The organism is Vannielia litorea, assembly GCF_019801175.1.
In the GTDB taxonomy this organism is placed as follows: domain Bacteria; phylum Pseudomonadota; class Alphaproteobacteria; order Rhodobacterales; family Rhodobacteraceae; genus Vannielia; species Vannielia litorea_B.
This window is the reverse complement of the sequence record NZ_JAHVJR010000001.1, coordinates 2729974-2753284: the sequence shown is the minus strand read 5'-3', so window position 1 is coordinate 2753284 and position 23311 is coordinate 2729974. Positions and strand designations below refer to the sequence as shown.

General features: G+C 65.3%; 25 protein-coding genes and 1 tRNA gene. 10 read left to right on the top strand and 16 right to left on the bottom strand.

Going from position 1 to position 23311, the window contains the following annotated elements; translation table 11 throughout:
- Positions 1-38 precede the first annotated feature (38 nt).
- Genes KUV38_RS13525 through KUV38_RS13515 form a run of 3 tightly spaced genes read right to left on the bottom strand, consistent with a single transcriptional unit; the run spans position 39 to position 1951 of the window.
- Positions 39-359 (bottom strand): GNAT family N-acetyltransferase, encoded by a 321-nt coding sequence (locus tag KUV38_RS13525; RefSeq protein WP_222470551.1) that lies wholly within the window; start codon positions 357-359, stop codon positions 39-41.
- 39 nt (positions 360-398) lie between these two features.
- Positions 399-1007: an alpha/beta hydrolase gene (locus KUV38_RS13520; protein WP_222470550.1), complete on the bottom strand. Its 609-nt coding sequence runs from the start codon at positions 1005-1007 to the stop codon at positions 399-401.
- A gap of 11 nt (positions 1008-1018) precedes the next feature.
- The gene (locus tag KUV38_RS13515) at positions 1019-1951 is read right to left on the bottom strand and encodes a ring-cleaving dioxygenase (RefSeq protein ID WP_222470549.1); all 933 of its coding nucleotides are present in this window, start codon (positions 1949-1951) and stop codon (positions 1019-1021) included.
- 113 nt (positions 1952-2064) lie between these two features.
- On the opposite strand from KUV38_RS13515, the gene KUV38_RS13510 reads away from it, so the two are divergent.
- A complete protein-coding gene (locus KUV38_RS13510; protein WP_222470548.1) occupies positions 2065-2985 on the top strand; it encodes a LysR family transcriptional regulator in 921 nt (306 codons plus the stop codon).
- Positions 2986-3731: 746 nt separating this feature from the next.
- A complete protein-coding gene (locus tag KUV38_RS13505) occupies positions 3732-8318 on the top strand; it encodes a beta strand repeat-containing protein (protein ID WP_222470547.1) in 4587 nt (1528 codons plus the stop codon).
- Positions 8319-8428: 110 nt separating this feature from the next.
- Here KUV38_RS13505 and KUV38_RS13500 read toward each other — a convergent pair.
- The 4 genes from KUV38_RS13500 to mnmD all read right to left on the bottom strand — a co-directional run bounded on the left by KUV38_RS13500 (position 8429) and on the right by mnmD (position 11596).
- Positions 8429-8503, bottom strand: a tRNA-Gln gene (locus tag KUV38_RS13500).
- Positions 8504-8595: 92 nt separating this feature from the next.
- Positions 8596-9987, bottom strand: coding sequence for a mechanosensitive ion channel domain-containing protein (locus KUV38_RS13495; protein WP_222470546.1), 1392 nt, complete (start codon positions 9985-9987; stop codon positions 8596-8598).
- A gap of 86 nt (positions 9988-10073) precedes the next feature.
- Positions 10074-10931: a DMT family transporter gene (locus tag KUV38_RS13490; protein WP_222470545.1), complete on the bottom strand. Its 858-nt coding sequence runs from the start codon at positions 10929-10931 to the stop codon at positions 10074-10076.
- Positions 10928-11596: a tRNA (5-methylaminomethyl-2-thiouridine)(34)-methyltransferase MnmD gene (gene mnmD, locus KUV38_RS13485; protein WP_261385223.1), complete on the bottom strand. Its 669-nt coding sequence runs from the start codon at positions 11594-11596 to the stop codon at positions 10928-10930. Before mnmD ends, KUV38_RS13490 begins: the two co-directional genes overlap by 4 nt.
- A gap of 49 nt (positions 11597-11645) precedes the next feature.
- Here mnmD and KUV38_RS13480 point away from each other — a divergent pair, with 49 nt between their 5' ends.
- Positions 11646-12677, top strand: coding sequence for an NAD(P)/FAD-dependent oxidoreductase (locus tag KUV38_RS13480; protein ID WP_222470543.1), 1032 nt, complete (start codon positions 11646-11648; stop codon positions 12675-12677).
- Between the two features lie 62 nt (positions 12678-12739).
- On the top strand, positions 12740-13129 hold the full coding sequence (locus KUV38_RS13475) for a hypothetical protein (protein ID WP_222470542.1): 390 nt from the start codon (positions 12740-12742) through the stop codon (positions 13127-13129).
- A 28-nt stretch (positions 13130-13157) separates the two neighbouring features.
- On the opposite strand, the gene KUV38_RS13470 is transcribed toward KUV38_RS13475, so the two are convergent.
- The gene (locus KUV38_RS13470) at positions 13158-14147 is read right to left on the bottom strand and encodes a glutathione S-transferase family protein (RefSeq protein ID WP_222470541.1); all 990 of its coding nucleotides are present in this window, start codon (positions 14145-14147) and stop codon (positions 13158-13160) included.
- A gap of 215 nt (positions 14148-14362) precedes the next feature.
- Here KUV38_RS13470 and KUV38_RS13465 point away from each other — a divergent pair, with 215 nt between their 5' ends.
- On the top strand, positions 14363-14713 hold the full coding sequence (locus tag KUV38_RS13465) for a hypothetical protein (protein WP_222470540.1): 351 nt from the start codon (positions 14363-14365) through the stop codon (positions 14711-14713).
- A gap of 3 nt (positions 14714-14716) precedes the next feature.
- Here the strand turns inward: KUV38_RS13465 and KUV38_RS13460 are convergent, their stop codons facing one another.
- The gene (locus KUV38_RS13460; protein WP_222470539.1) at positions 14717-15886 is read right to left on the bottom strand and encodes a MalY/PatB family protein; all 1170 of its coding nucleotides are present in this window, start codon (positions 15884-15886) and stop codon (positions 14717-14719) included.
- A 93-nt stretch (positions 15887-15979) separates the two neighbouring features.
- Here KUV38_RS13460 and def (KUV38_RS13455) point away from each other — a divergent pair, with 93 nt between their 5' ends.
- Genes def (KUV38_RS13455) through KUV38_RS13435 form a run of 5 tightly spaced genes read left to right on the top strand, consistent with a single transcriptional unit; the run spans position 15980 to position 18631 of the window.
- Entirely contained in the window at positions 15980-16501 is a 522-nt protein-coding gene (gene def / locus KUV38_RS13455; protein WP_222470538.1) for a peptide deformylase, read from the top strand.
- Positions 16498-16959: a peptide deformylase gene (gene def / locus KUV38_RS13450; protein WP_222470537.1), complete on the top strand. Its 462-nt coding sequence runs from the start codon at positions 16498-16500 to the stop codon at positions 16957-16959. The genes def (KUV38_RS13455) and def (KUV38_RS13450) overlap by 4 nt, the downstream gene beginning before the upstream one ends.
- Entirely contained in the window at positions 16956-17450 is a 495-nt protein-coding gene (def, locus tag KUV38_RS13445; RefSeq protein ID WP_222470536.1) for a peptide deformylase, read from the top strand. The genes def (KUV38_RS13450) and def (KUV38_RS13445) overlap by 4 nt, the downstream gene beginning before the upstream one ends.
- A 42-nt stretch (positions 17451-17492) precedes the next feature.
- Positions 17493-18395, top strand: coding sequence for a methionyl-tRNA formyltransferase (fmt, locus tag KUV38_RS13440; RefSeq protein ID WP_222470535.1), 903 nt, complete (start codon positions 17493-17495; stop codon positions 18393-18395).
- Positions 18395-18631 carry a hypothetical protein gene (locus KUV38_RS13435; RefSeq protein ID WP_222470534.1) on the top strand — a complete coding sequence of 79 codons (237 nt, stop codon included), beginning with the start codon at positions 18395-18397 and terminating at the stop codon, positions 18629-18631. The genes fmt and KUV38_RS13435 overlap by 1 nt, the downstream gene beginning before the upstream one ends.
- A 345-nt stretch (positions 18632-18976) precedes the next feature.
- On the opposite strand, the gene rnhA is transcribed toward KUV38_RS13435, so the two are convergent.
- From rnhA to KUV38_RS13400, 7 genes are read right to left on the bottom strand one after another with little or no spacing between them, the layout of a single operon-like run.
- Positions 18977-19426, bottom strand: a complete 450-nt coding sequence (gene rnhA, locus KUV38_RS13430; RefSeq protein ID WP_222470533.1) for a ribonuclease HI — start codon at positions 19424-19426, stop codon at positions 18977-18979.
- Positions 19427-19431: 5 nt separating this feature from the next.
- Entirely contained in the window at positions 19432-20079 is a 648-nt protein-coding gene (locus KUV38_RS13425; RefSeq protein WP_315898627.1) for a CDP-alcohol phosphatidyltransferase family protein, read from the bottom strand.
- Positions 20072-20440, bottom strand: a complete 369-nt coding sequence (locus KUV38_RS13420) for a hypothetical protein (RefSeq protein ID WP_222470531.1) — start codon at positions 20438-20440, stop codon at positions 20072-20074. Before KUV38_RS13420 ends, KUV38_RS13425 begins: the two co-directional genes overlap by 8 nt.
- A complete protein-coding gene (locus KUV38_RS13415; protein ID WP_222470530.1) occupies positions 20440-21390 on the bottom strand; it encodes a phosphatidate cytidylyltransferase in 951 nt (316 codons plus the stop codon). The genes KUV38_RS13420 and KUV38_RS13415 overlap by 1 nt, the downstream gene beginning before the upstream one ends.
- A complete protein-coding gene (locus KUV38_RS13410) occupies positions 21387-22085 on the bottom strand; it encodes a lysophospholipid acyltransferase family protein (RefSeq protein WP_315898626.1) in 699 nt (232 codons plus the stop codon). The genes KUV38_RS13415 and KUV38_RS13410 overlap by 4 nt, the downstream gene beginning before the upstream one ends.
- A gap of 9 nt (positions 22086-22094) precedes the next feature.
- Positions 22095-22709, bottom strand: coding sequence for a class I SAM-dependent methyltransferase (locus KUV38_RS13405; RefSeq protein ID WP_222470529.1), 615 nt, complete (start codon positions 22707-22709; stop codon positions 22095-22097).
- Positions 22706-23311, bottom strand: a complete 606-nt coding sequence (locus tag KUV38_RS13400; RefSeq protein ID WP_222470528.1) for a LysE family translocator — start codon at positions 23309-23311, stop codon at positions 22706-22708. Before KUV38_RS13400 ends, KUV38_RS13405 begins: the two co-directional genes overlap by 4 nt.

Sequence of the window (23311 nt, the reverse complement as noted above, 5' to 3'; positions counted from 1 at the left end):
GTCCTTTCTCTCGATGGTGTCTCTCTTGCCGGGCAGCCTCACCACTGGATGACATCTGCCAGCTCTTCCCGATGCTTCAGCGCATGGGCCCGCACAAAGGGGCATAGCGGCACGATCCTTTCGCCGCGCCGCCGGGCATCGTCGATCAGGCGATCAACCAGCATCCGCGCCACACCCATGCCCCTCATGCTGTCGGGCACGAAGGTATGGTCAGCGATGAACAGCGTGGGCGTGACCTTGGAGGTGGTCAGCTCCGCTTCGCCCCCCGCCTCCGGCGTGGTCGCCACGTAGCGCCCCTTGCTCTCGGTTTCGGTGTAAGTGATCTCAACGTCGGCCACGATCCGGGCTCCTTTCTTCATCTGAGGCAGGGCGGCGCAGCAGGGCGTGCCCCGGCGAGGTCAGTCCGTTGTCACGAGGCTCTGCAGAGCCACAAGCTCCGGCTGGCGCACCTCATGCCCGCCGTCATGGATTTCTGTCGCAACCTCGGCCCCCTGCTCAGCGTACCAGCCGATCAGCCGCTCGGTCAGCGGCCATGGGCAAATCGGGTCGCGCCGGCCTGCGGTGATCAGAACCCGGGTTCCTGCGAGGCCCGGAGCCGCATCTGGCGCCCAGGGGATCAGCGGGTGAAGCAGCCCGACCCGGTCGAATAGATCGGGCTGCGCCATCGTCACCGAGGCAAGGATATTGGCGCCATTGGAGTAGCCGAACCCGTAAACCGGGTTGCCCGGATGCTGCGCCTTGTGCGCCGCGACATACGAGGCCAGCGCCTCAGTCCGGCGTGCCAGATCCTCCATGTCATAAACACCCTCGCCGGTCCGGCGAAAGAAGCGCGCGGCCCCCATCTCCGAGACATCACCGCGCGGCGAAACGATGCCCGCGCCGGGCAGGAGTTGCCCGGCAATCTCGAAGAACTGGGTTTCATCCCCGCCGGTGCCGTGGAAGGCAAAGATCAGCGGTGCCCCCGGCTCCGGCGGCCTCGTCAATGCGTGATAGCTTTCCGTTCCCATGGATCGGCTCCTTATCCAGAGATCGGGGGCAGAAGCCCCTCGATCTCGGCGCGATGCGGCTCGTAGCGCGTGGGCAGTTTCAGAGCCTCCCCCAGATGCGCCGTATCCTCGTCCCGATCGAACCCGGGCTCATTGGTCGCCACTTCAAACAGCACCCCGCCCGGCGTGCGGAAGTAGATCGCCCAAAAGTAGTCCCGGTCGATCACCGGCGTCACCTGGTAACCGGTGTCCATCAGGGCGCGGCGCACCTCAAGCTGCGCTGCCCGGTTCTCCACCGCGAAGGCGATGTGATGAACCGATCCAGCGCCTTGCCCAGCCGTGCGCGCATCCGGCACTTCCTCAAGGTCGATGGTGTCGGCGGCATTGCCTCCTTCGATCCGATAGCGGGTGATCCCTCCGTCGCTCTCGTGTTTCTGATACCCCATGAAGCTCAATAGCTCGCCGGTCGCCGCCGCATCCCGCAGGCTGAAGCGCGCGCCGTGAAAACCCAGAATGCCCGCATCTTCGGGCACATCGCTTCCGGTCCACGGCGTGCGGCCGCGCAGATCGCTTTCCACCAGAGCAAACCCGTCCCCGTCCGGCCCGTCAAAACCCAACCGGTTTTCGCCCAGAAACGCGCTTTCATGCAGCCCGGTCACGCCGCGCGTGGCGAGGCGCTCCTTCCAGTATCCCAGCGCACCCTTGGGCACGGCAAACTCGGTCGTTCCCACCTCGCCGGTGCCCCGGCGGCCCTTTGGCATGTTCCCGAATGGGAAGTATGTCATCACCGATCCGGGCGTGCCCACCTCGTCCCCGTAATAGAGGTGATACACCTCCGGCGCATCGAAGTTGACGGTCTTCTTGACCCGGCGCAGGCCAAGGGTATTGGTGAAGAACGCGTTGTTTTCATTTGCATCTCCTGCCATCGATGTAACGTGATGCAGGCCTTTGATCTCGGTAATCATGGCTGTGCCTTTCAAGCGATCCCTGTGTCTTGATCCCAAGATAGGGCATGGCGCCATTCACATTAATCGAAATGGCATTGCACTCACTATTGTCATGAGTGCAATAATTCCGAATGCAGGACATCAAACCGATCCGGGTGTTTTTGAAGGTGGTCGAGCTCAGCAGTTTCGCCGCCGCATCCCGCGCCCTCAAGATGACACCGGCCTCTGTCACGCGCATCGTCGCGCGGCTCGAAGAGGACCTTGGCCAGCAGCTTCTGGTCCGCACAACCCGGCAGGTTTCGCTCACGACAGCCGGGGCGACCATGGCCGCCCGCTATGCGCCTGTCGTTGCCGACTTCGACCGGATCACCGAAGAAATCACCCGATCCGCCCGCCCCGACCGGGGGCGGCTCTCCATCAACGCGCCGATGTCGCTGGGCCTGCGACTGATGCCAAGCCTGATCGACAGGTTCCGGCTGGCCTATCCGAACATCACGCTGGATGTGCAATTGACCGATGCCTTCATCGACATCGTCCAGGAACGGTGCGATCTCGCCATCCGCATCTCAGGCCCGCCTGCCGACAAGTCGACCATCTGGCGCAAGATCTGCGAAGTCCCTCGGCACCTCGTGGCAGCCCCGGACCTCTTCAACCGTACCCCGAAGCCCGAAACGCCCGACGATCTCGATCCGGCGGTCTGCATGTCCTATTCAGCCTCGGGCCGGGCGGAAACCTGGAAGCTCAGCCATGGCGGGCGATCGCGCAACGTGACCGCAGGCGCTTCGATCCTCAGCAACAACGGCGACTTTCTCTACGCCCTGGCCAAGGCCGGAAACGGAATAGCGCTGCTGCCGGATTTCATCGTCAGTGACGGGATAGCAAACGGCGAAGTCGAAACCGTCCTCAGCGACTGGTCCGCACCGCCCCTCTGGCTGACGCTGTTCTATCCACCCTATGAGGTGTTGCCGCCATTGGTGGCGACCTTCACGGACTTCTTCGAAGCCCATCTCAAGGAAGTAGCCGGTCTAAGTTTTGATCAGTCCCGCCGATGAGGCCGTGACGCAGCAAGCTATCCCCCGATTATGCTGGTCGCTAAGAACACTTCCGGCCCAGAGCCGCCATTCGCCACATCCCCCTCAAATTTCAATGCATTTTGCTAAAGCCGTCGTTGGCTGTATTTGTTCATTCAGGACATTCATCGATGACCGCAACGAGGGCACAGAATCTCTCCCTGCTGCGCCGAGAATCTTGCCGAACCTCGACCTATCGTTGGTGAACAGTCTGGCCGGGTTCACAGTAAACAGTAAGTCGTTGACAAATTTTCTCAAGAACTGTCTACAGGTATGGCTTGAAGACCTGTGGCGACAAGACCGACGCCACTAAAATGCTTGAACAGCCAATGCGTTGTTCGAGTCCGGGCAACGCGGTCGAATTGGTTCGCAGTCCTTTCTGGGAATGCGGCATTCGAGCTGTTGCGAGATTACATGGCGATTGAAAATTCAGGATGCGGTGTGTTTTGCCTATCTGTCGGCATGTGCACCAGGTCTCAGGACACACAGCCTGAGGCCAGCCGATACGATTATGCGCATCAGCACAAACCGGGCTCCGTCGCACCAGCGTGTCCAGAACAGAGCGCTCTACCGAACGGCGGCCTCGATGCCGCTTGTCAAAATGTGGACATGCCGATGGTGCAACCAGACATGGACAGGAGGATTCCGCTAGCCATCAGGTAGCGGAGTTCAGGAATTAATTTGAGGAACGTATGAGAACACAATCAGGCAATTACACCTCACCTTCAATGAGGTTGCGCGGGCGCCATCTGGCGAATCTCAAAGGCACGGTGGCGAGCTTTGTGCCATGCATGTGTTTGGCGCTTGTCGCGGCCTTTGCAGCGTCTCACGAAGCGCAGTCGGAAAGTCTGACCTGGGATAGCGATCCGGTCACCGCGGGGATTCAAAGTGGTGGCGGGTCATGGCTCAATGGTGCCGTGCCGAACTGGCAGGATGATACCAGTGCCAATGTTGAATTCAGCGATGGCGACGACCTGACTTTCCGCGCTCTTGGTGGAGCGACCGCCGAAATCGACCTAGGCGACAATGTCGCGCCGGGTTCGATGACCTTCGAATCCGGTGGGTACAGCATCGTCAACAGTGATGCGGATACTAACAGCATAAATGTCACGGGGGTCATGGGGATCACCGTGGATGGGGGTGCCGTCACGATTGAGGCGATGATTTCAAATCAAGGCACTGTCACCATCGGCGGCGCCGGAACATTGACCCTCAGTGGGGCCAACATTGAAGACGGCGTAGCGGCGGCAGGCACCTACGCGATCAACGGCGGCAATCTTGTGATCACCGGGTCCACGGCCGCCGAGGATTCCGTGGTAAACAACAATGGGACGCTGCTGCTGAACGGAGGCGGCACCGTGTTGGGCACAGTCACCAACATTGCCGGGAGTTTCACCAACGCTGATGGTGACGCTAAAGGTCTGACCACGGTGGTAGATGGCAGTGTGCTTGCCACGGGTGGTGATTTCACCGGCGGCGTTCAGTTGAACAACGGCATGATGATCATTCAGGCGGATACCGCTGCGGGCGGTATTTCGGTGGGGACTGGCCTTCTCTTGGTCCAAGACGGCAATACGCTGGACTCGGGTCTTCAGATGACCGGCAACGGGGACATAGACAATTATGGCACCGTCGAAGGCAATGTGAACCTGTTTGATGGCACTTTCGAGAATGGATTTGGGCCCTCACTCCAAACGGGCAATGTCGATGGCGCGGTGACGCTCAATGGGTCGGGCGCCACTTTCAACAATTATGACGGTAGCTCGGTGGGTAACCTTGTGACCGTGAATGCGGGAAGCCTGAACGCTGCGGGTGGCAGCTTTGCCGATATCCTGGTGAATGGCGGCACGATGGCCGTCTTTGCGGATACGCAGGCGAATGTGATGACGATCCAGAGTGGAGACATCGACATTCTGTCGGGGCAGGAGCTTGACGCGACGCTGAACGTCGAAGGCGGCGAAGTGGAAAACTTCGGCACGATGGATGGCACGGTGACAGTCACCAGCGGAACCTTCAACAATGGCGACATTTCCGGGGTTCCCTCCGGCACGGTCGCGGGCGATGTGATCATTGACGGGGCAAGTGGGACCTTCAATAACTACGTCGGCAGCGATGTGACGGGCTCTGTGACCATCGACAATGGCGACGGAGACCCCGCGACGGGCGGGACACTGAATGGCAATGGCGGTACCTTCGGCGATGTTATCGTCAATGACGGCAGGTTCAACGTCAATGCGAGCACGCAAGCCGATAACGTGACGAACGGTGGTGGCAATATCGCGATCGACGGGGCGGGCATCACCCTGCAGACAAATTACAACCAGACCGGCGGCACGACTGTCATTGCGAATGGCGGTGTGTTGGAGGACGCAGATGGCCTGACAGTTTCGGGCGGCGAGTTGCAGAATGATATCGGAGGGACGATCACCGGCGACGTCGCTATCAGCGGCGGGGAGCTTCTTGCCGATGGCGGGACCTTCAATGACGACGTGACAGTCAGCGGCTCGGGGACGTTCAATGTCGACGCGAACACCAGTGTAGGGACAACCACGATCACCGGCGGGGATATCGACATTGCCGGCGGGGCTACGCTGGACACCCAACTTGTCCAGAGCGGTGGGACAACAACGATCAACGTGAATGGCCAGCTCGACGATGCGGCTGACGCGTTGGTGGATCTGTCTGGCGGCAGGCTGATCAACAGGGGGCTCGTGGCTGATGACATCGAGCTAACCGGTGACGCCACGCTGGTCGCGGATGGTGGTGTCTTTGGTGGTGAGATCACGATGCTGAGCGCCGATGCCGTTTTTGACGTGAGCGCATCGACCTTGATCGTCTCGCCGATCACCGTCACCAACGGTACGGTCAGTATCAACGGCACGTCGACGCTGACCAACGATATCGACCTGGGCAATGGTTCGGTGAGTGTCGGTGCGAATGCGACGTTGAACGATGTGGGCGGCACGAACCTGGTCGCGGGCACGCTGGTGAACGCGGGCACCGTGACCCAGCAGGTCACTGTTTCGGACGGCGGATCGCTGGATATTGCGGGCGGGATATTCACCAATGGTGTGGTCGCCAATGGTGGCAACATTCTGATCTCGGAAGACGCAGCCCTAGATCTGACCAACAACGGGTCGGACATAGAGCTGCAATCCGGCCAGACGCTGACCGACGACATGGTCCAGAATGACGGCACATTTACATCGTCCGGAACGCTCAACGGAACGCTGCTGGTCACAGGTGGAACCTTCACCCAAAACCCGGCTGACCCGAGCGATCCAGTCGGCGGCGTGACCGGAGCCGTCACGGTCACCGGCGGCCAGTTTGTCGCCAATAGCGGAGTTTTCGGCCTCGGGATTACCGCAGAGACCAACGGCAATGTCGAAGTCGGCGGAGCGGTGACGGGCGATGTGACCAACAATGGCGGCACGGTCACGGTTCTGGGCAGCGGCAGCTTGAGCGGTGACCTGGCCAACTCCGGCATCGCACGGTCGACCGGAGAGATCACAGGCGATGTCGATAACTCTGGCACGCTGGAGCTGGAAGGCACCCTTGCCGGGTCTCTGGAGAATGACGGTGCGGGCACGGTCACGACAACCGGCACTGTTTCGGGGATTACCACGCTAACTCAGGATTCGACCGGCTTGGTCACTGTTTCTGACGGCGACACGCTGTCGGCCCAGACCATCACCATCACCAGTGGTTCTGCGGGTATTGCCATCGGCGCCGGGGCGACGCTGGAAGGGGTCGGCAATTCGATGACCAACGCCTCGGCAATGACCGTCGGTGCAGCCGGAACACTGCGCGATGCCGGTGTCATCACCAACCAGTCTGGGGCTTCAATACTTTTCGAGGCGGGTGGCTTTCTGATCGGCGACAGCGACGCCAGCGGAGATGAGGATATCCTCAACGACGGAACCATTTCCGTCGGCGGCGGCTCTCTGAACGTCACGCTCGGCGGCGCCGGGGCGTTTTCCAATGCCAATCTGCTGGCGCTTGCCTCGGGCAGTTCGATGACGGTCAGCGGGCGGTTCGCCAACAGCGGCACCATCAACATGCAGAACGGCACCACTGGCGAGACCGTAACCGTCAACGGCACCTATGACGGTGGCGGAGCCATGCTGATCGATGTCGATTTCGCCGCTGCCACCGCAGACCGCATGTTGGTCAATGGCGATGTGACAGGCGGTTCGACGACGATCTCGCTCAATGATGTCTCGTCCGGCACGGCCAGTGGCAATGACATCATCATCGCCTCGGTCAGCGGAACATCAGCAGCAGATGCATTCGTTCTGGACGCTCCGCTCAGCCTTGGCGCCCTTGTCTACGACATCGAACAGGTGGGCAGCGATTTCGTGCTCGGCGCCAGCGGAGCCTTCGTCGCCGAGGTGGTCGGGCTTGAAGCTCTGGCCACGACCCTGATCATGCAAAGCGACCTGCCGAGCCTCAGCCAGCGCTCGGGCCTCGCCATGACCGGCGAGATGGGTGCATTCGGTCAGACCAAGGGCGCGTGGTTCATCATCGATGCCGGAACGTCGCGGTTTGCGCCGGTGTCCTCGGGTACGGACTATCGCGGCGAGACGAAGGAGTTTCGGCTTCGTGGTGGGGTGAATCTCGGCCTTGTGGAGTCCGATGCGGGCCAGCTGGTGGTTGGGGCCAACCTGTCACTGGGCTCGGCCGAGACCGATCTTAAGTCGGACTCCGGACCCGCCTCGATCACAACCGATGCCCTGTCCGCGGGCCTTTCAGCAACGTGGTACGGGAATTCGGGCTTCTATCTGGACAGCCAGCTTCAATACACCACCTTCGACAGCACGGTGATGTCCGGTGGCGCCGAAAGCAGCACGGAAGGCGAGAGCTATGCCGGCGCCGTGGAAATCGGTAAGCGGATGACAGTGGCCGGAACCGGCTGGACCCTCACACCTAGGGGGCAGGTCCGCTATGCGACGGTTGAATTCGACGATTTCGCCAGCGGCGGCGGGCTGGACACCAGCCTGGATAACGCAGAAAGCCTGCGAGTGGGGCTAGGTCTGAATGCCGAACATGCCGCCCCAAGCGGTGAGGGCCTGACCCTCTACGGTTCGGCGATGATCTACCGCGAACTGGCCGATGGCCCCACCACCACCATCGCCGGAACGCCCGTTGTTTCCGAGGCCGAGGACTGGACCGGCGAGTTTGGACTTGGCGTCAGGCACGGGTTCGGCAACGGTCGCGGATCGCTCTTCGGCGAGGTCTCATACGAGACCGGTTTCGAGGATCCCGGCAACAAAAACAGTCTGTCCCTCATGCTTGGCGGGCAGATGACGTTTTGAACGGCGCGCGGAGCGGTCGCGAGAAACATCGTGACCGCTCCTGCGCAAGCCTTTGAACTCACGCCACATAGTGGAGCCAAACGTGCACCGCACGATTTCAGGAAAGTGCCTGGCTGGGGTGGTAGGATTCGAACCTACGGTACACGGTACCAAAAACCGCTGCCTTACCACTTGGCTACACCCCAACGGCGAGGGGGTTCCTACTGAGTCTCGGGCGTGTGCGCAAGCCCCCCGGCGCGGGAAATGCGCCGAAAAATGCGGGCGCGTCGCTCGGCCGCTATTCCACCTTGGTCGTGTTGTCGAGCAGGTCGTCCTCGTGGCCCTCTTCGGCGCGCTCGGCTTCGACCATCGCTTCCAGTTCCTTCTCCTCGGTCGCGCCCACATCGGCGGTTTCGGTGATCGGGGTCGGGGCCGGGGTGACGGTTTCGGGCACGGTCGGTGCCATGGGCTCTTCGGGCGCCTCCTCGGCGGTGGGAGCCGGGGCGGGCAGGGCGCCGAAGGGCGGGTCGAGCCGGAGCCGGTAGGTCGTATCGGGGATCGACAGGCCCGCCGCTTCCAGCGCCGCCTTCACTTGCCGCAACGCCTCGCCCTTGGCCAGCAGCAGCGAGGTTTCGGTCTGGTCGATCCAGCCCGCCACCTTCAGGATGATCCCGGCGTCGCTGATGCTGTCTATCCAGACACTCGCCGCCGGGGTCTCCAGCGTGAAGGGCAGGGCCTGCACCGTCTCCTGTGCAATGGCGCGGGCGGCCTCCATGTCGACCGGCCCCTCGAAGCCAATATCAAACAGAAACCGCCGTTCCCGGTTGCGCGAGAAGTTCACGATCCGGCTCTTGAACACGGTCGAGTTGGGGATCCGAATATGGTTGCCGTCCCAGCTCAGGATGATCGTCGCGCGGCTGGTGAGGCGGATCACCTTGCCCTCGTCGCCGTTGATCTCGATCGCGTCATTGGGCCGGAACGGCTGGCGGATCGACAGCATGATCGAGGCGATAAAGTTCTCCACCGTGTCCTTCACCGCAAAACCGATGGCCAGACCGATGATACCGGCAGCACCCAGAATGGTGCCCAAGAGCGCGGTGGCGTTGAGGATATCCAGCGCCACCACGATGCCCGCAATCACGAAGGCCAGCCGCAGCAGCATCCGGTAGATATCGGCGATGAAGGCATTGGGCGCGAGCCGGTCCCACGGCTGTTTCATCCGCGCCAGCAGCACGCCGAGGAAGGCCACGATCAGAAAGGCGCAGAGCGCGATGATCAGCAGCGGCGCCCATGCGATCATCTGGGTGATCCGCTCCTGAAACCGCTTCACCGCCGGGTTCAGCCGCTCCACCACGTCAGTGCTCTCGACCACCTCGTTCTCGATGGCCACCACCCCGTCGACCCGGCTCACAAGGTCGTTCAGCGTCCGCGCCTTGGCGGCATCCAGCGTGGTACCGCGCAGGGTCACGATGCCGGATTTCACCGCAACGGTGACATCCTCATAGCCCTCAAGCTCGCTCAGGATGGTGCGGATTCGCTGGGCAATCGCCGCATCCTGCTCGCGGCTCTCCTCCACGCCGATTGTGCCGGTCGGCTGGCTCTCGCCGCTGTCCTGCGCAAGGGCAGGGGCGGCGGGCAGGGTGGCGGTGAGGCAGAGGGCAAGCAGGAAGCAGCGCAGGGCAAAGATCATCAGTCAAATCCGTGGAGCGTCAATTCCGGCCCATCGTAGGCAAGCCGCAGGCCGGGGAAAAGCCCCGATCCGGCGCCTTGCCGCCCTCAGGCCTGCCGCTCGCGCCAGAGCGTGAACAGCCCCGCGCTCACCACGATGGCCGCGCCCACCACCGTCGCGGGCGGCAGGATATCGCTCCAGAACAGCACCCCGATGATCGACGAGAAGACCAGCTGGAAATAGGCAAAGGGCTGCACCGCGCTTGCCTCGGCCACCTCGTAGGTCTTGATCAGCAGCCAATGCCCGGTCACCCCGGCCAGGCACAGGCTCCCCATCCAGAGCCAGTCGGTACCGGTCATTGGGGTCCATTGCCAAAGCGCGGCGGCGGTCATCACCACCGCCCCCGTGGTGCCGGTGTAAAAGAAACTCGTGGCCGTGGTGTCATAGCGTGAGGCGTAGCGCGTCAGCAGCCCATAGAGCGCGAACATCAGCGCGCTGGCCAGTGCCATCAACGAAGCGGGGGTGAATACGCCAAAGCCGGGCCGCAGGATCACGAGAATGCCGCAAAACCCCACGCCCACCGCGGTCCACCGCCGCCAGCCCACCTTTTCGCCCAGCACCGGGCCGGAGAGGGCGGCGATGATCAGCGGGTAGCAGGCAAAGATCGCATGGGCCTCCACCAGCCCGAGCCAGACAAAGCTCTGCACCGCCACGCAGATCTCGACGGCCAGCAAAACGCCCCGGAAAATCTGCAGGAATGGCCGGTTGGAGCGCGCCGCCGCCTTCAGCCCGCCCTTGGCGCGGGCGGCGATGGTCAGCACGAAGAGCGCGAAGAACCAGTAGCGGATCATCACCACCATCATCACCGGATAGGTCTCCGACAAGTGGCGCGAGAGCCCGTCCTGCACGGCGAACACAAAGGTGGTCGCGATCATCAGCAGGATGCCGAGGGTCTGTTGGGTCATGCCAGTGTTCCGGTGCTCATGTGGCGTTTGCGGCCAAAGCCGGGCTGGCGCGTCACGGCAAAGCCTGCCGCCTCCAGCGCCCGGCGCACGTGGCCTGCGGCGGTGTAGGTGGCAAATGTGCCGCCCGGCGCGGTGTGGCGGGCGACCTCGGCCATCAGTTCCGGCTCCCAGAGTTCGGGATTCTTCGCGGGCGAGAACCCGTCGAGAAACCACGCATCCGCAAGGCCATCCCAGCCGGGCAGGCACGCCCGCGCGTCCCCGGTGATCACCTCGGCCTCCAGCCCCTCGGCGCTCATCCGTCCGCCTGCCTCGGGCCACTGCACCACCAGCGTTTCAACCAGATCGGGGAAGGCCCCGGCAAAGGGTGCCAGCGCGCGGCCCGCCTCCTCCGCCGTCATCGGGAAGGCCTCGAACCCGGTGTAGCGCACCGCCACCCCCGCCTCCCGCGCGGCGGCCCAGAGCGCCAGCAGGTTCAGCCCGGTGCCAAACCCCAGCTCCGCCACGTGAAACCCCGCACGCAGCCGCTCTGGCAGCCCGTTGCCCGCAAGAAACACATGGCGCGTCTCGGCCAGCCCGTTCTCCAGCGAGAAATAGGGGTCGTCGAACTTTGTCGAAACAGGGGTGCCGTTGTCGCGCCATGCGAGCCGGGCGGGATGGTGATGCATCGGGGGATGGCCTATGTGTTCGGGCGGAAAATGGCGGCGGGGCGAGGGAATGTCCATGGCAGACATCACAGTGCGCGGGGCAGGGGTCTTTGGCCTCTCGGTGGCGTGGGCGTGCCTCCGCCGCGGCGCCAAGGTGCGGGTGATCGACACGCGCGGCGTCGGCGCAGGCTCCTCCGGCGGGGTCGTCGGCGCGCTGGCCCCCCATGTGCCCGAAAACTGGAACCCCAAGAAGGCGTTTCAGCTCGAGAGCCTGCTTGCGGCAGAGGCGTTCTGGGAAGGCGTCAAAACCACGGGCGGGGTCGATCCCGGCTATGCCCGCAGCGGGCGCGTGCAGCCCGTGGTGCCGGGCGGCGAGGCGCTGGCCCGCGCGCGCGAGGCCGGGGCCGCCGAGCTCTGGCAAGGTCGCGCCAGCTGGCAGGTGGTCGATCATGCCCCCGCCTTCGCCCCGCTCTCCAAAACCGGCCTCTGGGTCCACGATACTCTCACCGCGCGGCTCCACCCCGCCCGCGCCTGCGCCGCGCTGGCCGCCGCGATCACGGCGGCGGGCGGCGAGGTGCTGATGGGTGAGGTCGAGGAACAGGGCAGGGTGGTCTGGGCCACCGGTGCCGAGGGCCTCGCCGCCCTCTCTGCTGATCTCGGCAAGACCGTCGGCGCGCCGATCAAGGGCCAGGCCGCGCTGCTGCACTTTTCCGCCCCCGAGGCCGCCCAGCTCTTCGCTGACGGCCTCCACGTGGTGCCCCACGCCGATGGCACCGTCGCCATCGGCTCCACTTCCGAGCGGGAGTTCGACGGGCTGGAGACAGACACCCAACTCGACGCCCTGATCGAAAAAGCCGCCACCCTCGTGCCCCTCCTGCACGGCGCGCCGGTGGTCAAACGCTGGGCCGGCCTGCGCCCCCGCGCCCGCTCCCGCGCGCCCATGCTCGGTGCATGGCCGGGCCGCGACGGGCATTACATCGCCAACGGCGGCTTCAAGATCGGCTTCGGCATGGCCCCCGGCGTGGCCCGCGTCATGGCTGACCTCGTGCTCGACGACCGCGACAGCATCCCGCAGGGCTTCCGGGTCGAAGACAGTCTGTAGGGCGCGCGAGAATTTCGTTAACAAAAGGTTAACGGCACTCTAGCCTCCCCGCAGGAGGCCCGATGTCCGAAACCGCACTCGCCCTGATCTACTGTTCGATGTTCGCCTTTGGCGAAACCGAAGCGCGTGTGCCCTACAACGTCGGCTACGATCTGCATTACGTCCGCGTCGACTGCCGCACCGAAAACGAGGTCATCGAGCTCGGCCTCGACAAGCGAAGCTCCATCGACAGCGTCCATCAGGCCCTTTTCGCCGCCAGCCAGACAGGCCTCGCCCCCAAGGTCGTGATGATCGACACCGATGGCCGCGAAGATGCCTACGAGTTTCAGGTCCGCACCGTCGCTGCCCGCGCAGGGGTCCCCTACGAGGTGATCGACGCCAACCGGCTGATCCGCTGGCAGATGACCGAGTATTTCCGCAACTACCCGCGCCCCGGCGCAGAGGGCTTCTGACCCCACCGCGCCGGTCCGGCAACTGCCGTCACGCTGCTTTCAGCGCATCCCGCCCGTGTTGCTCGGTCCAGTCCAGCGCCGGGTTCAGCGGGATGATCCTGTTCGGGTTCACCATGTCGTGGCTGTAGTGGTAGTGCCGCACGTAATGCGCAGGCACGCAGGTCGCCGCCACGCCGGGCTGCTGGTACAGCTCGCGGCTGTAGGCCCAGAGGTTCGGCATCTCCCGCAGGAAGTTGCGGTTGCACTTGAAGTGGGTGTGATACACCTCGTCGAACCGCACCAGCGTGGTGAAGAGCCGCCAGTCGGCCTCGGTGATCTGCCCGCCCACAAGGTAGCGCTGGCGCGACAGCCGGTCTTCCAGCCAGTCGAGACTCTCGAACAGCGGGTGTACGGCGGCGTCATAGGCCTCCTGGCTGGTGGCGAACCCGGTCTTGTAGACCCCGTTGTTTACCGTGTCGTAAATCCGGGCGTTCACCTCTTCGATCTCGCCACGCAGGTGCTCGGGCCAGTAATCGTCGCTGTTGCCGGTGATCCCGTCGAAGGCGCTGTTGAGCATACGGATGATCTCCGCGCTCTCGTTGCTCACGATGGTGTCGCGCTTGGTGTCATAGAGCACTGGCACGGTGACGCGCCCGCTCATCTTCGGGTCCACATGGGTGTAGACCTGCCACAGGTAATCCTTGCCGAAGAGCCGGTCGCCCGTGGTGCCTGCAAAGTCCTGCCGGAACTCCCAGCCGTTCTCCAGCATGTCCGGGTGCACCACCGAAACGGCAATATGCTCCTCCAGCCCCTTCAGCGCCCGAAAGATCAGCGTGCGATGCGCCCATGGGCAGGCCAGCGAAACGAACAGGTGATACCGCCCGCTCTCCGCCTCGAACCCGCCTTCACCGCTTGGCCCGGCAGACCCATCGGCGGTGACCCAGTTGCGAAAGCCCGAGGTCGAGCGCACGAACTTCCCGCCGCTCTCCTTCGTGTCGTACCACTCGTCCTTCCAGACGCCTTCTACCAAACGGCCCATGTCGCTCTCCTGTGTCTCAAGTCACGGCGAAATATAGGGGATGTGCGCGATGCAAGATACCGGCGCGCCAGAAGGGGCTTCTGTGCATTTCCGCGCGGAACGAAAGCCGTTGCACCGGAGTTGCATCGATACGGCAGCATGTGACCCGCCAAAGGTTAACCTTGACGGAACCCGATTCGGTCACAATGCTCCGGCAACAGGAATGGAGCTGCCAAATGTCTGATTTCCTGCCACAATCGGTCCGCGAAGGGCTGGAGGCCGCGCGCCGCGATGCGGAGCGCCGCAAAAGCCGCCTGAAGGTGCGCGACGGCGACGAGAGCTACCCGGTTCTGCGGTTCTGGTCCAAGGGCTTTGCCCTCGCCGCCGATCCCGCGCCCAACCTGCGCGGCCTCGTCGACCTCTTCGAGGGCGAGCGCCACCTCTACCAGTGCCTGATCGTGAACAGCCGCGAGGAAGAGGGCGAGCGGATCTTCGAGTTCAAGCGCTCCACCGCCGCGAGCGACAAGGCCCCGCTGGATTTCGAGCGCGCCAGCGACGCGCCCGTAGGTTACCTGCCCAGCAGCTGACGCCTACTGCAAATCGCCGAAAGCCGCCTGCATCCGCTCCACGGCCTCCACCACCCGCGCCCGCGGTGTGGCAATGTTGAACCGCAAGAAGCTCTCGCCGCCCTTGCCGAAGGTCTCGCCGTGGTTCACCGCGATCTTCGCGGTCTTCTCCACCCGCCCGGCAAATTCCGCCTTCGCCATTCCGGTCCCGGCAAAATCCACCCAGCTCAGATAGGTCGCCTGCAGCGGCATCGAGGCAAGCCCGGGGATCGCGTTGATCCCCTCATCAAAGACCTTCCGGTTGCCGTCGAGATAGGCGCACAGCTCATCGACCCACGCCGCGCCCTCCGGCGAATAAGCCGCCTCGGCCATGAACAGCCCGAAGGAGTTGGGCGAAAGCCCCATCGCCGCCATCCGCTGCGCAAACTTCGCCCGCAGCGCCTCGTCGGCGATGATCACGTTGCCGGTGTGCGACCCCGCGATGTTGAAGGTCTTGGTGGTCGCCGTCATCATCACCAGCCGGTCCTCGATGCCTTCGATCAGCGCCATCGGCACATGGGCCTGTCCCGGCATCAGCAGGTCATGATGGATCTCGTCGGAGACCAGCACCAGATCATGCCGCTTGGCAAAGGCGGCCACACCCTCCAACTCGGCGCGGGACCAAACCCGCCCGCCCGGATTGTGCGGCGAGCAGAGCACCAGCATGGTCTCGCTGCCGGTCATCTGCGCGTCCCAAGCGTCGAAGTCCATCTCGTAGCGGCCGTCCTTCAGCGCCAGCGCGCATTCCACTACCTCGCGGCCCGCCGCTTTGATGACCCGCGCAAAGGCATGGTAAACCGGCGTCATCAGCACCACCCCGTCGCCCGGCGCGGTGAAGGCATCCACGCAAAGTGCCGTGCCATTCACCAGCCCGTGGGTGGTAAAGATTGCCCCCGCCTCCACCTGCCAGCCGTGGCGCTCGGCCATCCACCAGCGGATCGCATCGGTGTAGCCGCTGTCGTCGCCGTAGTAGCCATAGACCCCATGCGCCGCCATCTTCTCCACCGCGCCCTGCACACAGGCGGGCGGGCGAAAGTCCATGTCGGCCACCCACATCGGCAAACCGCCCTCGGCGGGCACGCCATAGATCTTCTCCATCATGTCCCATTTCACCGAATGGGTGCCGCGGCGGTCGATGATCTCGTCAAAACTCATGGGGTGGCTCCTTCTTTGCGCAGACCCTAGCGCCACCCGCCCCGGCTGCAACCCCAGTTGCGCCCCGCCCGGCTCTGCCCTAAATCCCTCCCCATGGCGCTCAGAGACATCCTCATCCACCCCGACCCCCGGCTCAAAAAGCCCGCCGACCCGGTGTCCGCTTTCGACCGCGAGCTGCACCGGCTGGCCGACGACATGCTCGAAACCATGTATGAAGCCCCCGGCATCGGGCTGGCCGCGCCCCAGATCGGTGAGATGAGCCGCCTGCTGGTGATGGACTGCGTGAAGGACGATGACGAAGCCCCCCGCCCGATGGTGCTGATTAACCCCGAGGTCGTCTGGACCTCGGAGGAGACCAGCACCTACGAGGAGGGCTGCCTCTCGATCCCCGAGCAATACGCCGATGTCACCCGCCCCGCCGAGGTCAAGGTGCGCTGGCAGGGGCTCGATGGCGCGACGGTCGAAGAGCAGTTCTCCGGCCTCTGGGCCACCTGCGTCCAGCACGAGATCGATCACCTGAACGGCAAGCTCTTCATCGACTATCTTGGCCCGATGAAACGCCAGATGATCACCCGCAAGATGCAGAAGCTGAAGCGCGAGAAGGCGCGCGCTTGAGCATCCTGCCGATCGTCCTCTGGCCCGATGCGCGGCTGAAGGCCCGCTGCACACCGGTTGCGGGCGAGGATATGGGCACGCTTCCCGCCGACATGCTCGAAACCATGTATGCCGCCCCCGGCCGCGGCCTCGCCGGCCCGCAGGTCGGCGTCCTCCGCCGGATCTTCGTGATGGACGCCGGCTGGAAGTCTGGCACCCCCACGCCCCGCATCTGCATCGACCCGGTCGTGACCCCGCTGGGCGATGAGAGCAGCACCGTGGAGGAGGGCTGCCTCTCCATCCCGGAACGCCCGGTAGAGGTCACCCGCCCCGCCCGCATCCGCCTCGACTACACCGATGAGACCGGCGCCGCGCAAAGTGTGGAACTTGAGGGCGCCGAGGCCACCATCGCCCAGCACGAGGCCGACCATCTCGACGGCAAGCTCATCATCGACGGGCTGGAGGAGGCGCCTGCATGAGCCCGCGCCCCTTCATCCCCTGGCCTGACAAGCGCCTGCAAACCGCCGCCGCCCCGGTGGGCGAGATCACCGACGAGATCCGCGCCATCTGGGATGACATGGTCGACACGATGGAGGCGATGCCCGGCTACGGCCTCGCCGCGCCCCAGATCGGGGTGATGCTCCGTCTCGCCGTGGTCGATTGCTCCAAGTCCCGCGGGCAGGTCGTGCGGCTGGCCGACCCCGAGATCACCATGCTCGGCGAACAGAGCTTCAGCTGGGAGGAGGCCAGCCCCAACCTCCCCGGCGCCTCCGCCAAGATCACCCGCCCCTCCCGCGTCGCCGTCGCCTACACCGACGAGACCGGCGAACGGGTCGAGAAGAAGTTCGAGGATCTCTGGGCCACCTCCGTGCAGCACCAGATCGACCACCTGAATGGCCGCATGTTCTTCGACAACCTCAGCCGGATGAAACGGCAGATGCTGTTGAAGAAGGCGGCCAAGAAGGGCTGACAGACCGGCGGGCCTCGGCCCGCCCCACGGCAGGAGGCCGCGATGCGCATCATCTTCATGGGAACCCCCGATTTCTCCGTCCCCGCGCTGGAGGCCCTGCACGCGGCGGGCCATGAGATCGCCTGCGTCTACACCCAGCCGCCCCGCCCCGCCGGGCGCGGCAAAAAGGATCGGCCCTCCCCGGTGCAGGCCCGCGCCGAGGCCCTCGGCCTGCCGGTGCGCCACCCCGCCCGCCTGAAAGGCGCCGAGGAGCAAGAGGCCTTCGCCGCGCTCGAGGCCGATCTCGCCGTGGTCGTCGCCTACGGCCTCATCCTGCCCCAGCCGGTGCTCGATGCCCCCCGCTTCGGCTGCATGAACATCCACGCCTCCCTGCTGCCCCGCTGGCGCGGCGCCGCCCCGATCCACCGCGCGGTGATGGCGGGCGATGCCGAGACGGGCGTCTGCATCATGCAGATGGAGGCCGGGCTCGATACCGGCCCCGTCCTGCTGCGCGAAAGCACCGCCATCGGCGCCGAGGAAACCACCGGCGACCTGCACGGCCGCCTCTCCGAGATGGGCGCGCGCCTCATCGTGACCGCCGCCGAGCGGGCAGGGGCGCTGCAGCCCATGCCCCAACCCGAGACCGGCGTCACCTATGCTGAAAAGATCGACAAGGCCGAGGCCCGGGTCGACTGGTCCCGCCCGGCCGAAGAGGTCGACCGCCACATCCGCGGCCTCTCCCCCTTCCCCGGCGCATGGACGGAGGTGGACGGCGAACGCCTCAAACTCCTCCGCTCCCGCACCGCGCCCGGCAGCGGCACGCCGGGAGAGGTGCTTACCGGCCTGACCATCGCCTGCGGCAGCGGTGCCGTCGAAATCACCCAGGCCCAGCGCCCCGGCAAACGCCCGATGGAGGCGGCAGAACTCTTGCGCGGCCTCGCGCTTCCGGGCAGGCTCGGGGCCTGATGGTCTTCGTCTTTCTCCTCATCGCCGGCGCCGCCGCAGGCTTCGCCATCAACCGCGGCACCGACCGCCGCTTCGATGACGAGATCGCCGCCGTGCTGGGCGCAGGCGTCGTCGCCCTCTGCTGGATCGGGCTCCGCATGCTGCCGCTGATCGTCGGGCTGGTGAAATACGCCCTCATCCTCGCCGTCATCGCAGGTGCCGCCGCAGCGCTCTACTTCATCGTCCGAAAGAAATAGCCCGCTGCCAAATTGCGCGCCTTGCGGCGCACGACTTGGTTTTGGTGAGTATTTGCCGCCAAGATGAAGACAGGGCCCAAGTCCACCCCACCCGCGCGCCATCCAGCGAGAGGCGGGCGGGGCTTCACCTTGGGCGGTCATCGGCTCTCCAGCCTGTACCGCCCCTCGACAATCTCGCGTTAAGGTTAATTTCCCGCTAACGCCCGCCCTTCATCTTGGCAGAAATATCTCCACGGGGGTCTGGGGGTGTGAAACCCCCAGGGATCACTCGGGTCTGGGGGTGTGAAACCCCCAGCAATGCTACGGGTCTGGGGGTGTGAAATCTCAGCGACCCGCTGCAAGCGCCTACTTAAACGGCTTCATCCCCGCCCGCGCCAGCTCGTCGGCGCGCTCGTTCTCGGGGTGCCCGGCATGGCCCTTGACCCATTTCCACGTCACCCGGTGCCGCGCATTCGCCGCGTCCAGCCGCTGCCAGAGCTCTACGTTCTTCACCGGCTTTTTCGAGGCGGTCTTCCAGCCATTGCGCTTCCAGCCGTGGATCCAGCCGGTCACGCCGTTCTTCACATAGGCCGAGTCGGTGACCACGGTGATCTCGGTGTCGCGGTTCAGCGATTCCAGCGCCGAGATCGCCGCCATCAGCTCCATCCGGTTGTTGGTGGTCGCCGCCTCGCCGCCCTTCAGCTCGCGTTCCTTCACGACCGCCTCGCCCTCCTTCGCCTGAAGCAGCACGCCCCAGCCACCGGGGCCGGGATTTCCGGAGCAGGCTCCGTCGGTATAGGCATAAAGGTCTGGCATGGGCGCTACTTGCCCGCCCCGGGCGGCAGAGACAAGCCCCGAACCAGCCGCACCGCGCGGCGGATCGCGGTGAGCGCGGTGCCGAGGGCCACCGCCCAGAGCGTCACTTGCAGCGCCACCGTCGACCCCCACAGAGCGGCCTCCACCGCCCCCGCCACGCAGCCCAGCGTCACCGCCGCCATGCGCTGCGGCTTGGCCATCGGCCCGCAGAAGTCCGCCGCCAGCCCCTCGGCCCGGCCCAGCTCGCGGAGATAGGCCGTGCCCACCGCCAGCGCCCCCGCAAAGCAGCCCAGCCAGAGCGGCCCGGCGGCCAGCCCGAGCCCGGCGAGGATCAGCACATCCGCCACCCGGTCGGGTGCCTCGTTCCAGAACGGCCCGCTCGGGCTGGCCTTGCCGCCCTCCAGCGCCACCATCCCGTCCAGCAGGTTCGCCACCAGCCGCAGCTGGCAGAACAGCGCCGCGCCAATGAGCAGCGCCGCCGCCACGCCGGGCCCGGCGGGGCGTGTGAGCCAGAAGCACCCAAAGGCCAGCGCCGCGAACACCATCGAAGACGCCGAAATCTGGTTCGGCGTCACCCGCGAGGCCGCCAGCCACCGCGCCGCCGCCTGCGCCCAGCCCGCGCCGCGCGCCTTGATCGGCCGCCGCTCAGCCACGGGACCAGAGCCGCCACGTGTAAAGGCAGGCATAAAGCGTCGCCACGCTCACCGGCACCGCCAGCGTCGCCAGCACCTCCGGCGTGCCCGCGAGCGAATGGATCGTGTAGAGCAGGCAAAACGAGATTGCCGCGCAGACCACAGGCGGGCCAACCAGCCCGGGCGCGCCCTGCAACCGGGGCACCAGCGCCTCCTGCACCCGCTTCAGCACAACCGTGACCCCTGCCGTCAACGCCCCCTGCACCAGCGCCGCCCAGAGCGGCGCGGGCATCGCATGGCCGCTGTTGGCATAAAACGCCCATCCCCCCATCAGCGCCGCCCCCGCCGCGCCATGAGCCACCGAGGAGTCCATCAGCCCCATCAGACCGCCGACCAGAAGTAGCGCGTGAGGTGAAAGAAGATCGGCGCGGCAAACACCACCGAATCCATCCGGTCGATGAAGCCGCCATGCCCCGCGATCAGGTGGCCCCAGTCCTTCACCCCCCGGTCCCGCTTGATGGCCGAAAGCACCAGCCCGCCGAAGAACCCCATCGCCGTGACCGCCAGCGCCATCCCCAGCGCCTGCCACGTGCTGAACGGGGTGATCCAGTAGAGCGCCGTGCCAATCAGCGAGGCCGAGATCACGCCGCCCACCAGCCCTTCCCATGTCTTCGAGGGCGATACGGTGGGCGCCACCTTGGTCCGCCCCAGCAGCTTGCCCCATGTGTATTGCAGCACATCCGAGATCTGCACCACGATCACCAGCCATGCGATCAGCAGCACCTCGCGCCCCTCGTAGCCTTCGATCCTGAGCGTCAGCAGCGCGGGCACATGGCTCACGCAGTAAACGCAGATCATCAGCGCCCATTGGGTCTCGGCGATCCGCACAAGGGCGTCCCGCGTGTCGCCCAAAAGCACTGAAACCACTGGCAGCAGCAAGAAGGCGTAGACCGGCACGAAGATCGAGTAGAAGCCATACCATTCGTCCCAGACCAGCCAAAACTGCACCGGAAGCACCACGAAGAAGGCACCGAACAGCGCCCAATGGTCGGCCTCGCGCTTGGTGGTGAGGGTCAGCACCTCGCGCAGCGCCGCAAAGGAGATGAAGCCGAAGAGCACGATCACCCCGGTCTTTCCGGCCAGAAAGGCGAGGCCGAGCAGGGCGGCCATGCCCCACCATGCGTCGATCCGGGCGTTCAGGTTCTCGATCCCGGGGTTGGAGCGGTCGGGCGCGACCTGCTCGCGCAGCACCCGGCCCACCGCCGTGGCCAGCACCAGCACCCCGAGCACGCCGAAGAGCAGCTTGATCAGGTCCACCGCCGCCGCGCTCATCCCCGCACCTCACCGGGGGCCTGCCCCGCCGTGGCCTGCGGCCCGCCCTGCGGGCGCAGCGCCAGCAGTGCCTCGCCCGCGCGGGCCAGAAACTCCTCTCGCGTCTCCCCCGCCCGCACCGCCATCGGCCGGCCAAAACTGACTGTGCAGAGCAGCGGCACCGGCACCAGCTTGCCCTTGGGCAGCACCCGGTTCAGGTTCTCGATCCAGACCGGCACCATCTCCACCTCCGGCCGCTTGGCAGAGATGTTGTAGATCCCCGATTTCAGCGGCAGCAGCGGCACCTCAGGGTCCATGTTGCGCTTGCCTTCAGGGAAGATGATCAGGCTGTCGCCGCCATCCACCGCCTCTAGGATCTTCTCCATCGGGTCCACGTCGCGGCCCTCTTCGCCGCGATAGATCAAAACGGTGTTGAACACGTCGCGCCCGATGAAGCTGCGCCATCCGTTGGTCAGCCAGTAGTCGGCGGCGGCCACCGCGCGGGTGCGGCGGCGCAGGCGCGAGGGCAGGGCCGTCCAGATCAGTACGAAATCCCCGTTCGAGGTGTGATTGGCAAAATAGACCCGTTGCACAGGCACCGGCTCGCTGCCCTCCCAGATGCCGCGCACGGCGGTCACAAGCCACGCGAAGAACACGATCGCATGGCCCATGGTCTTGGCGGCAAAGGCGCGGGCGGCTGTCTTGAGGCGCATCATGCGGCGAGGTTAACCCTTTGCCCCGCCTTCGGGAATGGCCTGTGACAGCAGAACGATGAACTCCGAGCTGTCGCCCGAAAGCCCCTTGCCGCGTGACACGCGCTTGCCCTTAAGCGCAAACCCAGCCGCCACCAGCAGCCCCTCCAGTTCCGCTTCGCCGTAATAGGTGTAGAACCGCCCGATGCTGTCTGGCCCCTCGCCCTCGCCCAGCTTCATCCCCAGATGCAGCCAGCCGCCCGGCACCAGCGCCCGGTGCAGCCGCGCCAGATGGCCGGGGAAGGCATCCCGCGGCGCGTGCAGCAGCGAGAAATTGGCCCAGACGCCCGCATAGCAGGCCTCGCCCTCCACCTCTTCGAACAGCGCCTGCCGCGCCGCCACACCCGGGATCGCGCCTGCCCGCGCGACCATCTCCGCCGAGCCGTCCACCGCCTCCACCACAAAGCCCTGTTCCGCCATCACGGCGGCAGAGGCGCCGGGGCCGCAGCCAAGGTCCAGCACCCGCGCGCCAGCGGGCAGATGCGCCATGAAGGCCTGCAAATCGCGCCGTTCCTTCACTGCGGCACTCATCGCCACGTAATCCTCCACCCGCGCGTCATAGACGGCGAGGGTGTCTTCCGGCCTCATGCCCGCTCGAAGGCGAGCCGCAGGCCGAGCGCGGCGAAGCTGGCTGCAAAGGCCCGCCGCAGCCATGCCATCGCCCGCTCGCTCGCCAGCACCCGCGCCCGCATCGTGCCCGCCAGCAGCGCATAGCCGGCGAAGACGGCAAAGGTCATGGCCACGAAGGCGAGGCCGAGGCCCACGAGCTGCGCCGTGGCATCCGCGCCGGGGGTGATGAACTGCGGCAGGAAGGCCACGAAGAAGATCGGAATCTTCGGGTTCAGGATGTTCAGCGTGATACCCCGCCGCACGATCCTGAGCGCCGCGCCCGGCGTTTCGGCCTTCACATCGAGCGTGCCTTTGCCGCGCAGCGTGCCCCATGCCATCCAGAGCAGATAGGCCACGCCCGCCCATTTGATCGCCTGAAACAGCAGCGCCGAGGTGTGCAGCACCGCCGCCAGCCCGGCCATCGCGGCGGCAAGGTGGACCACGGTCGCCAGCGTGCAGCCCACCACCGCAAGGCCACCCGCCCGCCAGCCGCCGCCCAGCGTCATCGACAGCGTGTAAACCACGCCGATCCCCGGAGCGAGGCACACCAGAAAGGTGGTCACGAGAAAGGCTATACTCAT

Coding starts and splice junctions, on each gene's coding strand:
- KUV38_RS13525 (WP_222470551.1), bottom strand. CDS start 359: ATGAAGAAAGGAGCCCGGATCGTGGCCGACGTTGAGATCACTTACACC.
- KUV38_RS13520 (WP_222470550.1), bottom strand. CDS start 1,007: ATGGGAACGGAAAGCTATCACGCATTGACGAGGCCGCCGGAGCCGGGG.
- KUV38_RS13515 (WP_222470549.1), bottom strand. CDS start 1,951: ATGATTACCGAGATCAAAGGCCTGCATCACGTTACATCGATGGCAGGA.
- KUV38_RS13510 (WP_222470548.1), top strand. CDS start 2,065: ATGCAGGACATCAAACCGATCCGGGTGTTTTTGAAGGTGGTCGAGCTC.
- KUV38_RS13505 (WP_222470547.1), top strand. CDS start 3,732: ATGAGGTTGCGCGGGCGCCATCTGGCGAATCTCAAAGGCACGGTGGCG.
- KUV38_RS13495 (WP_222470546.1), bottom strand. CDS start 9,987: ATGATCTTTGCCCTGCGCTGCTTCCTGCTTGCCCTCTGCCTCACCGCC.
- KUV38_RS13490 (WP_222470545.1), bottom strand. CDS start 10,931: ATGACCCAACAGACCCTCGGCATCCTGCTGATGATCGCGACCACCTTT.
- mnmD (WP_261385223.1), bottom strand. CDS start 11,596: ATGCATCACCATCCCGCCCGGCTCGCATGGCGCGACAACGGCACCCCT.
- KUV38_RS13480 (WP_222470543.1), top strand. CDS start 11,646: ATGTCCATGGCAGACATCACAGTGCGCGGGGCAGGGGTCTTTGGCCTC.
- KUV38_RS13475 (WP_222470542.1), top strand. CDS start 12,740: ATGTCCGAAACCGCACTCGCCCTGATCTACTGTTCGATGTTCGCCTTT.
- KUV38_RS13470 (WP_222470541.1), bottom strand. CDS start 14,147: ATGGGCCGTTTGGTAGAAGGCGTCTGGAAGGACGAGTGGTACGACACG.
- KUV38_RS13465 (WP_222470540.1), top strand. CDS start 14,363: ATGTCTGATTTCCTGCCACAATCGGTCCGCGAAGGGCTGGAGGCCGCG.
- KUV38_RS13460 (WP_222470539.1), bottom strand. CDS start 15,886: ATGAGTTTTGACGAGATCATCGACCGCCGCGGCACCCATTCGGTGAAA.
- def (WP_222470538.1), top strand. CDS start 15,980: ATGGCGCTCAGAGACATCCTCATCCACCCCGACCCCCGGCTCAAAAAG.
- def (WP_222470536.1), top strand. CDS start 16,956: ATGAGCCCGCGCCCCTTCATCCCCTGGCCTGACAAGCGCCTGCAAACC.
- fmt (WP_222470535.1), top strand. CDS start 17,493: ATGCGCATCATCTTCATGGGAACCCCCGATTTCTCCGTCCCCGCGCTG.
- KUV38_RS13435 (WP_222470534.1), top strand. CDS start 18,395: ATGGTCTTCGTCTTTCTCCTCATCGCCGGCGCCGCCGCAGGCTTCGCC.
- rnhA (WP_222470533.1), bottom strand. CDS start 19,426: ATGCCAGACCTTTATGCCTATACCGACGGAGCCTGCTCCGGAAATCCC.
- KUV38_RS13420 (WP_222470531.1), bottom strand. CDS start 20,440: ATGGGGCTGATGGACTCCTCGGTGGCTCATGGCGCGGCGGGGGCGGCG.
- KUV38_RS13415 (WP_222470530.1), bottom strand. CDS start 21,390: ATGAGCGCGGCGGCGGTGGACCTGATCAAGCTGCTCTTCGGCGTGCTC.
- KUV38_RS13410 (WP_315898626.1), bottom strand. CDS start 22,085: ATGATGCGCCTCAAGACAGCCGCCCGCGCCTTTGCCGCCAAGACCATG.
- KUV38_RS13405 (WP_222470529.1), bottom strand. CDS start 22,709: ATGAGGCCGGAAGACACCCTCGCCGTCTATGACGCGCGGGTGGAGGAT.
- KUV38_RS13400 (WP_222470528.1), bottom strand. CDS start 23,311: ATGAGTATAGCCTTTCTCGTGACCACCTTTCTGGTGTGCCTCGCTCCG.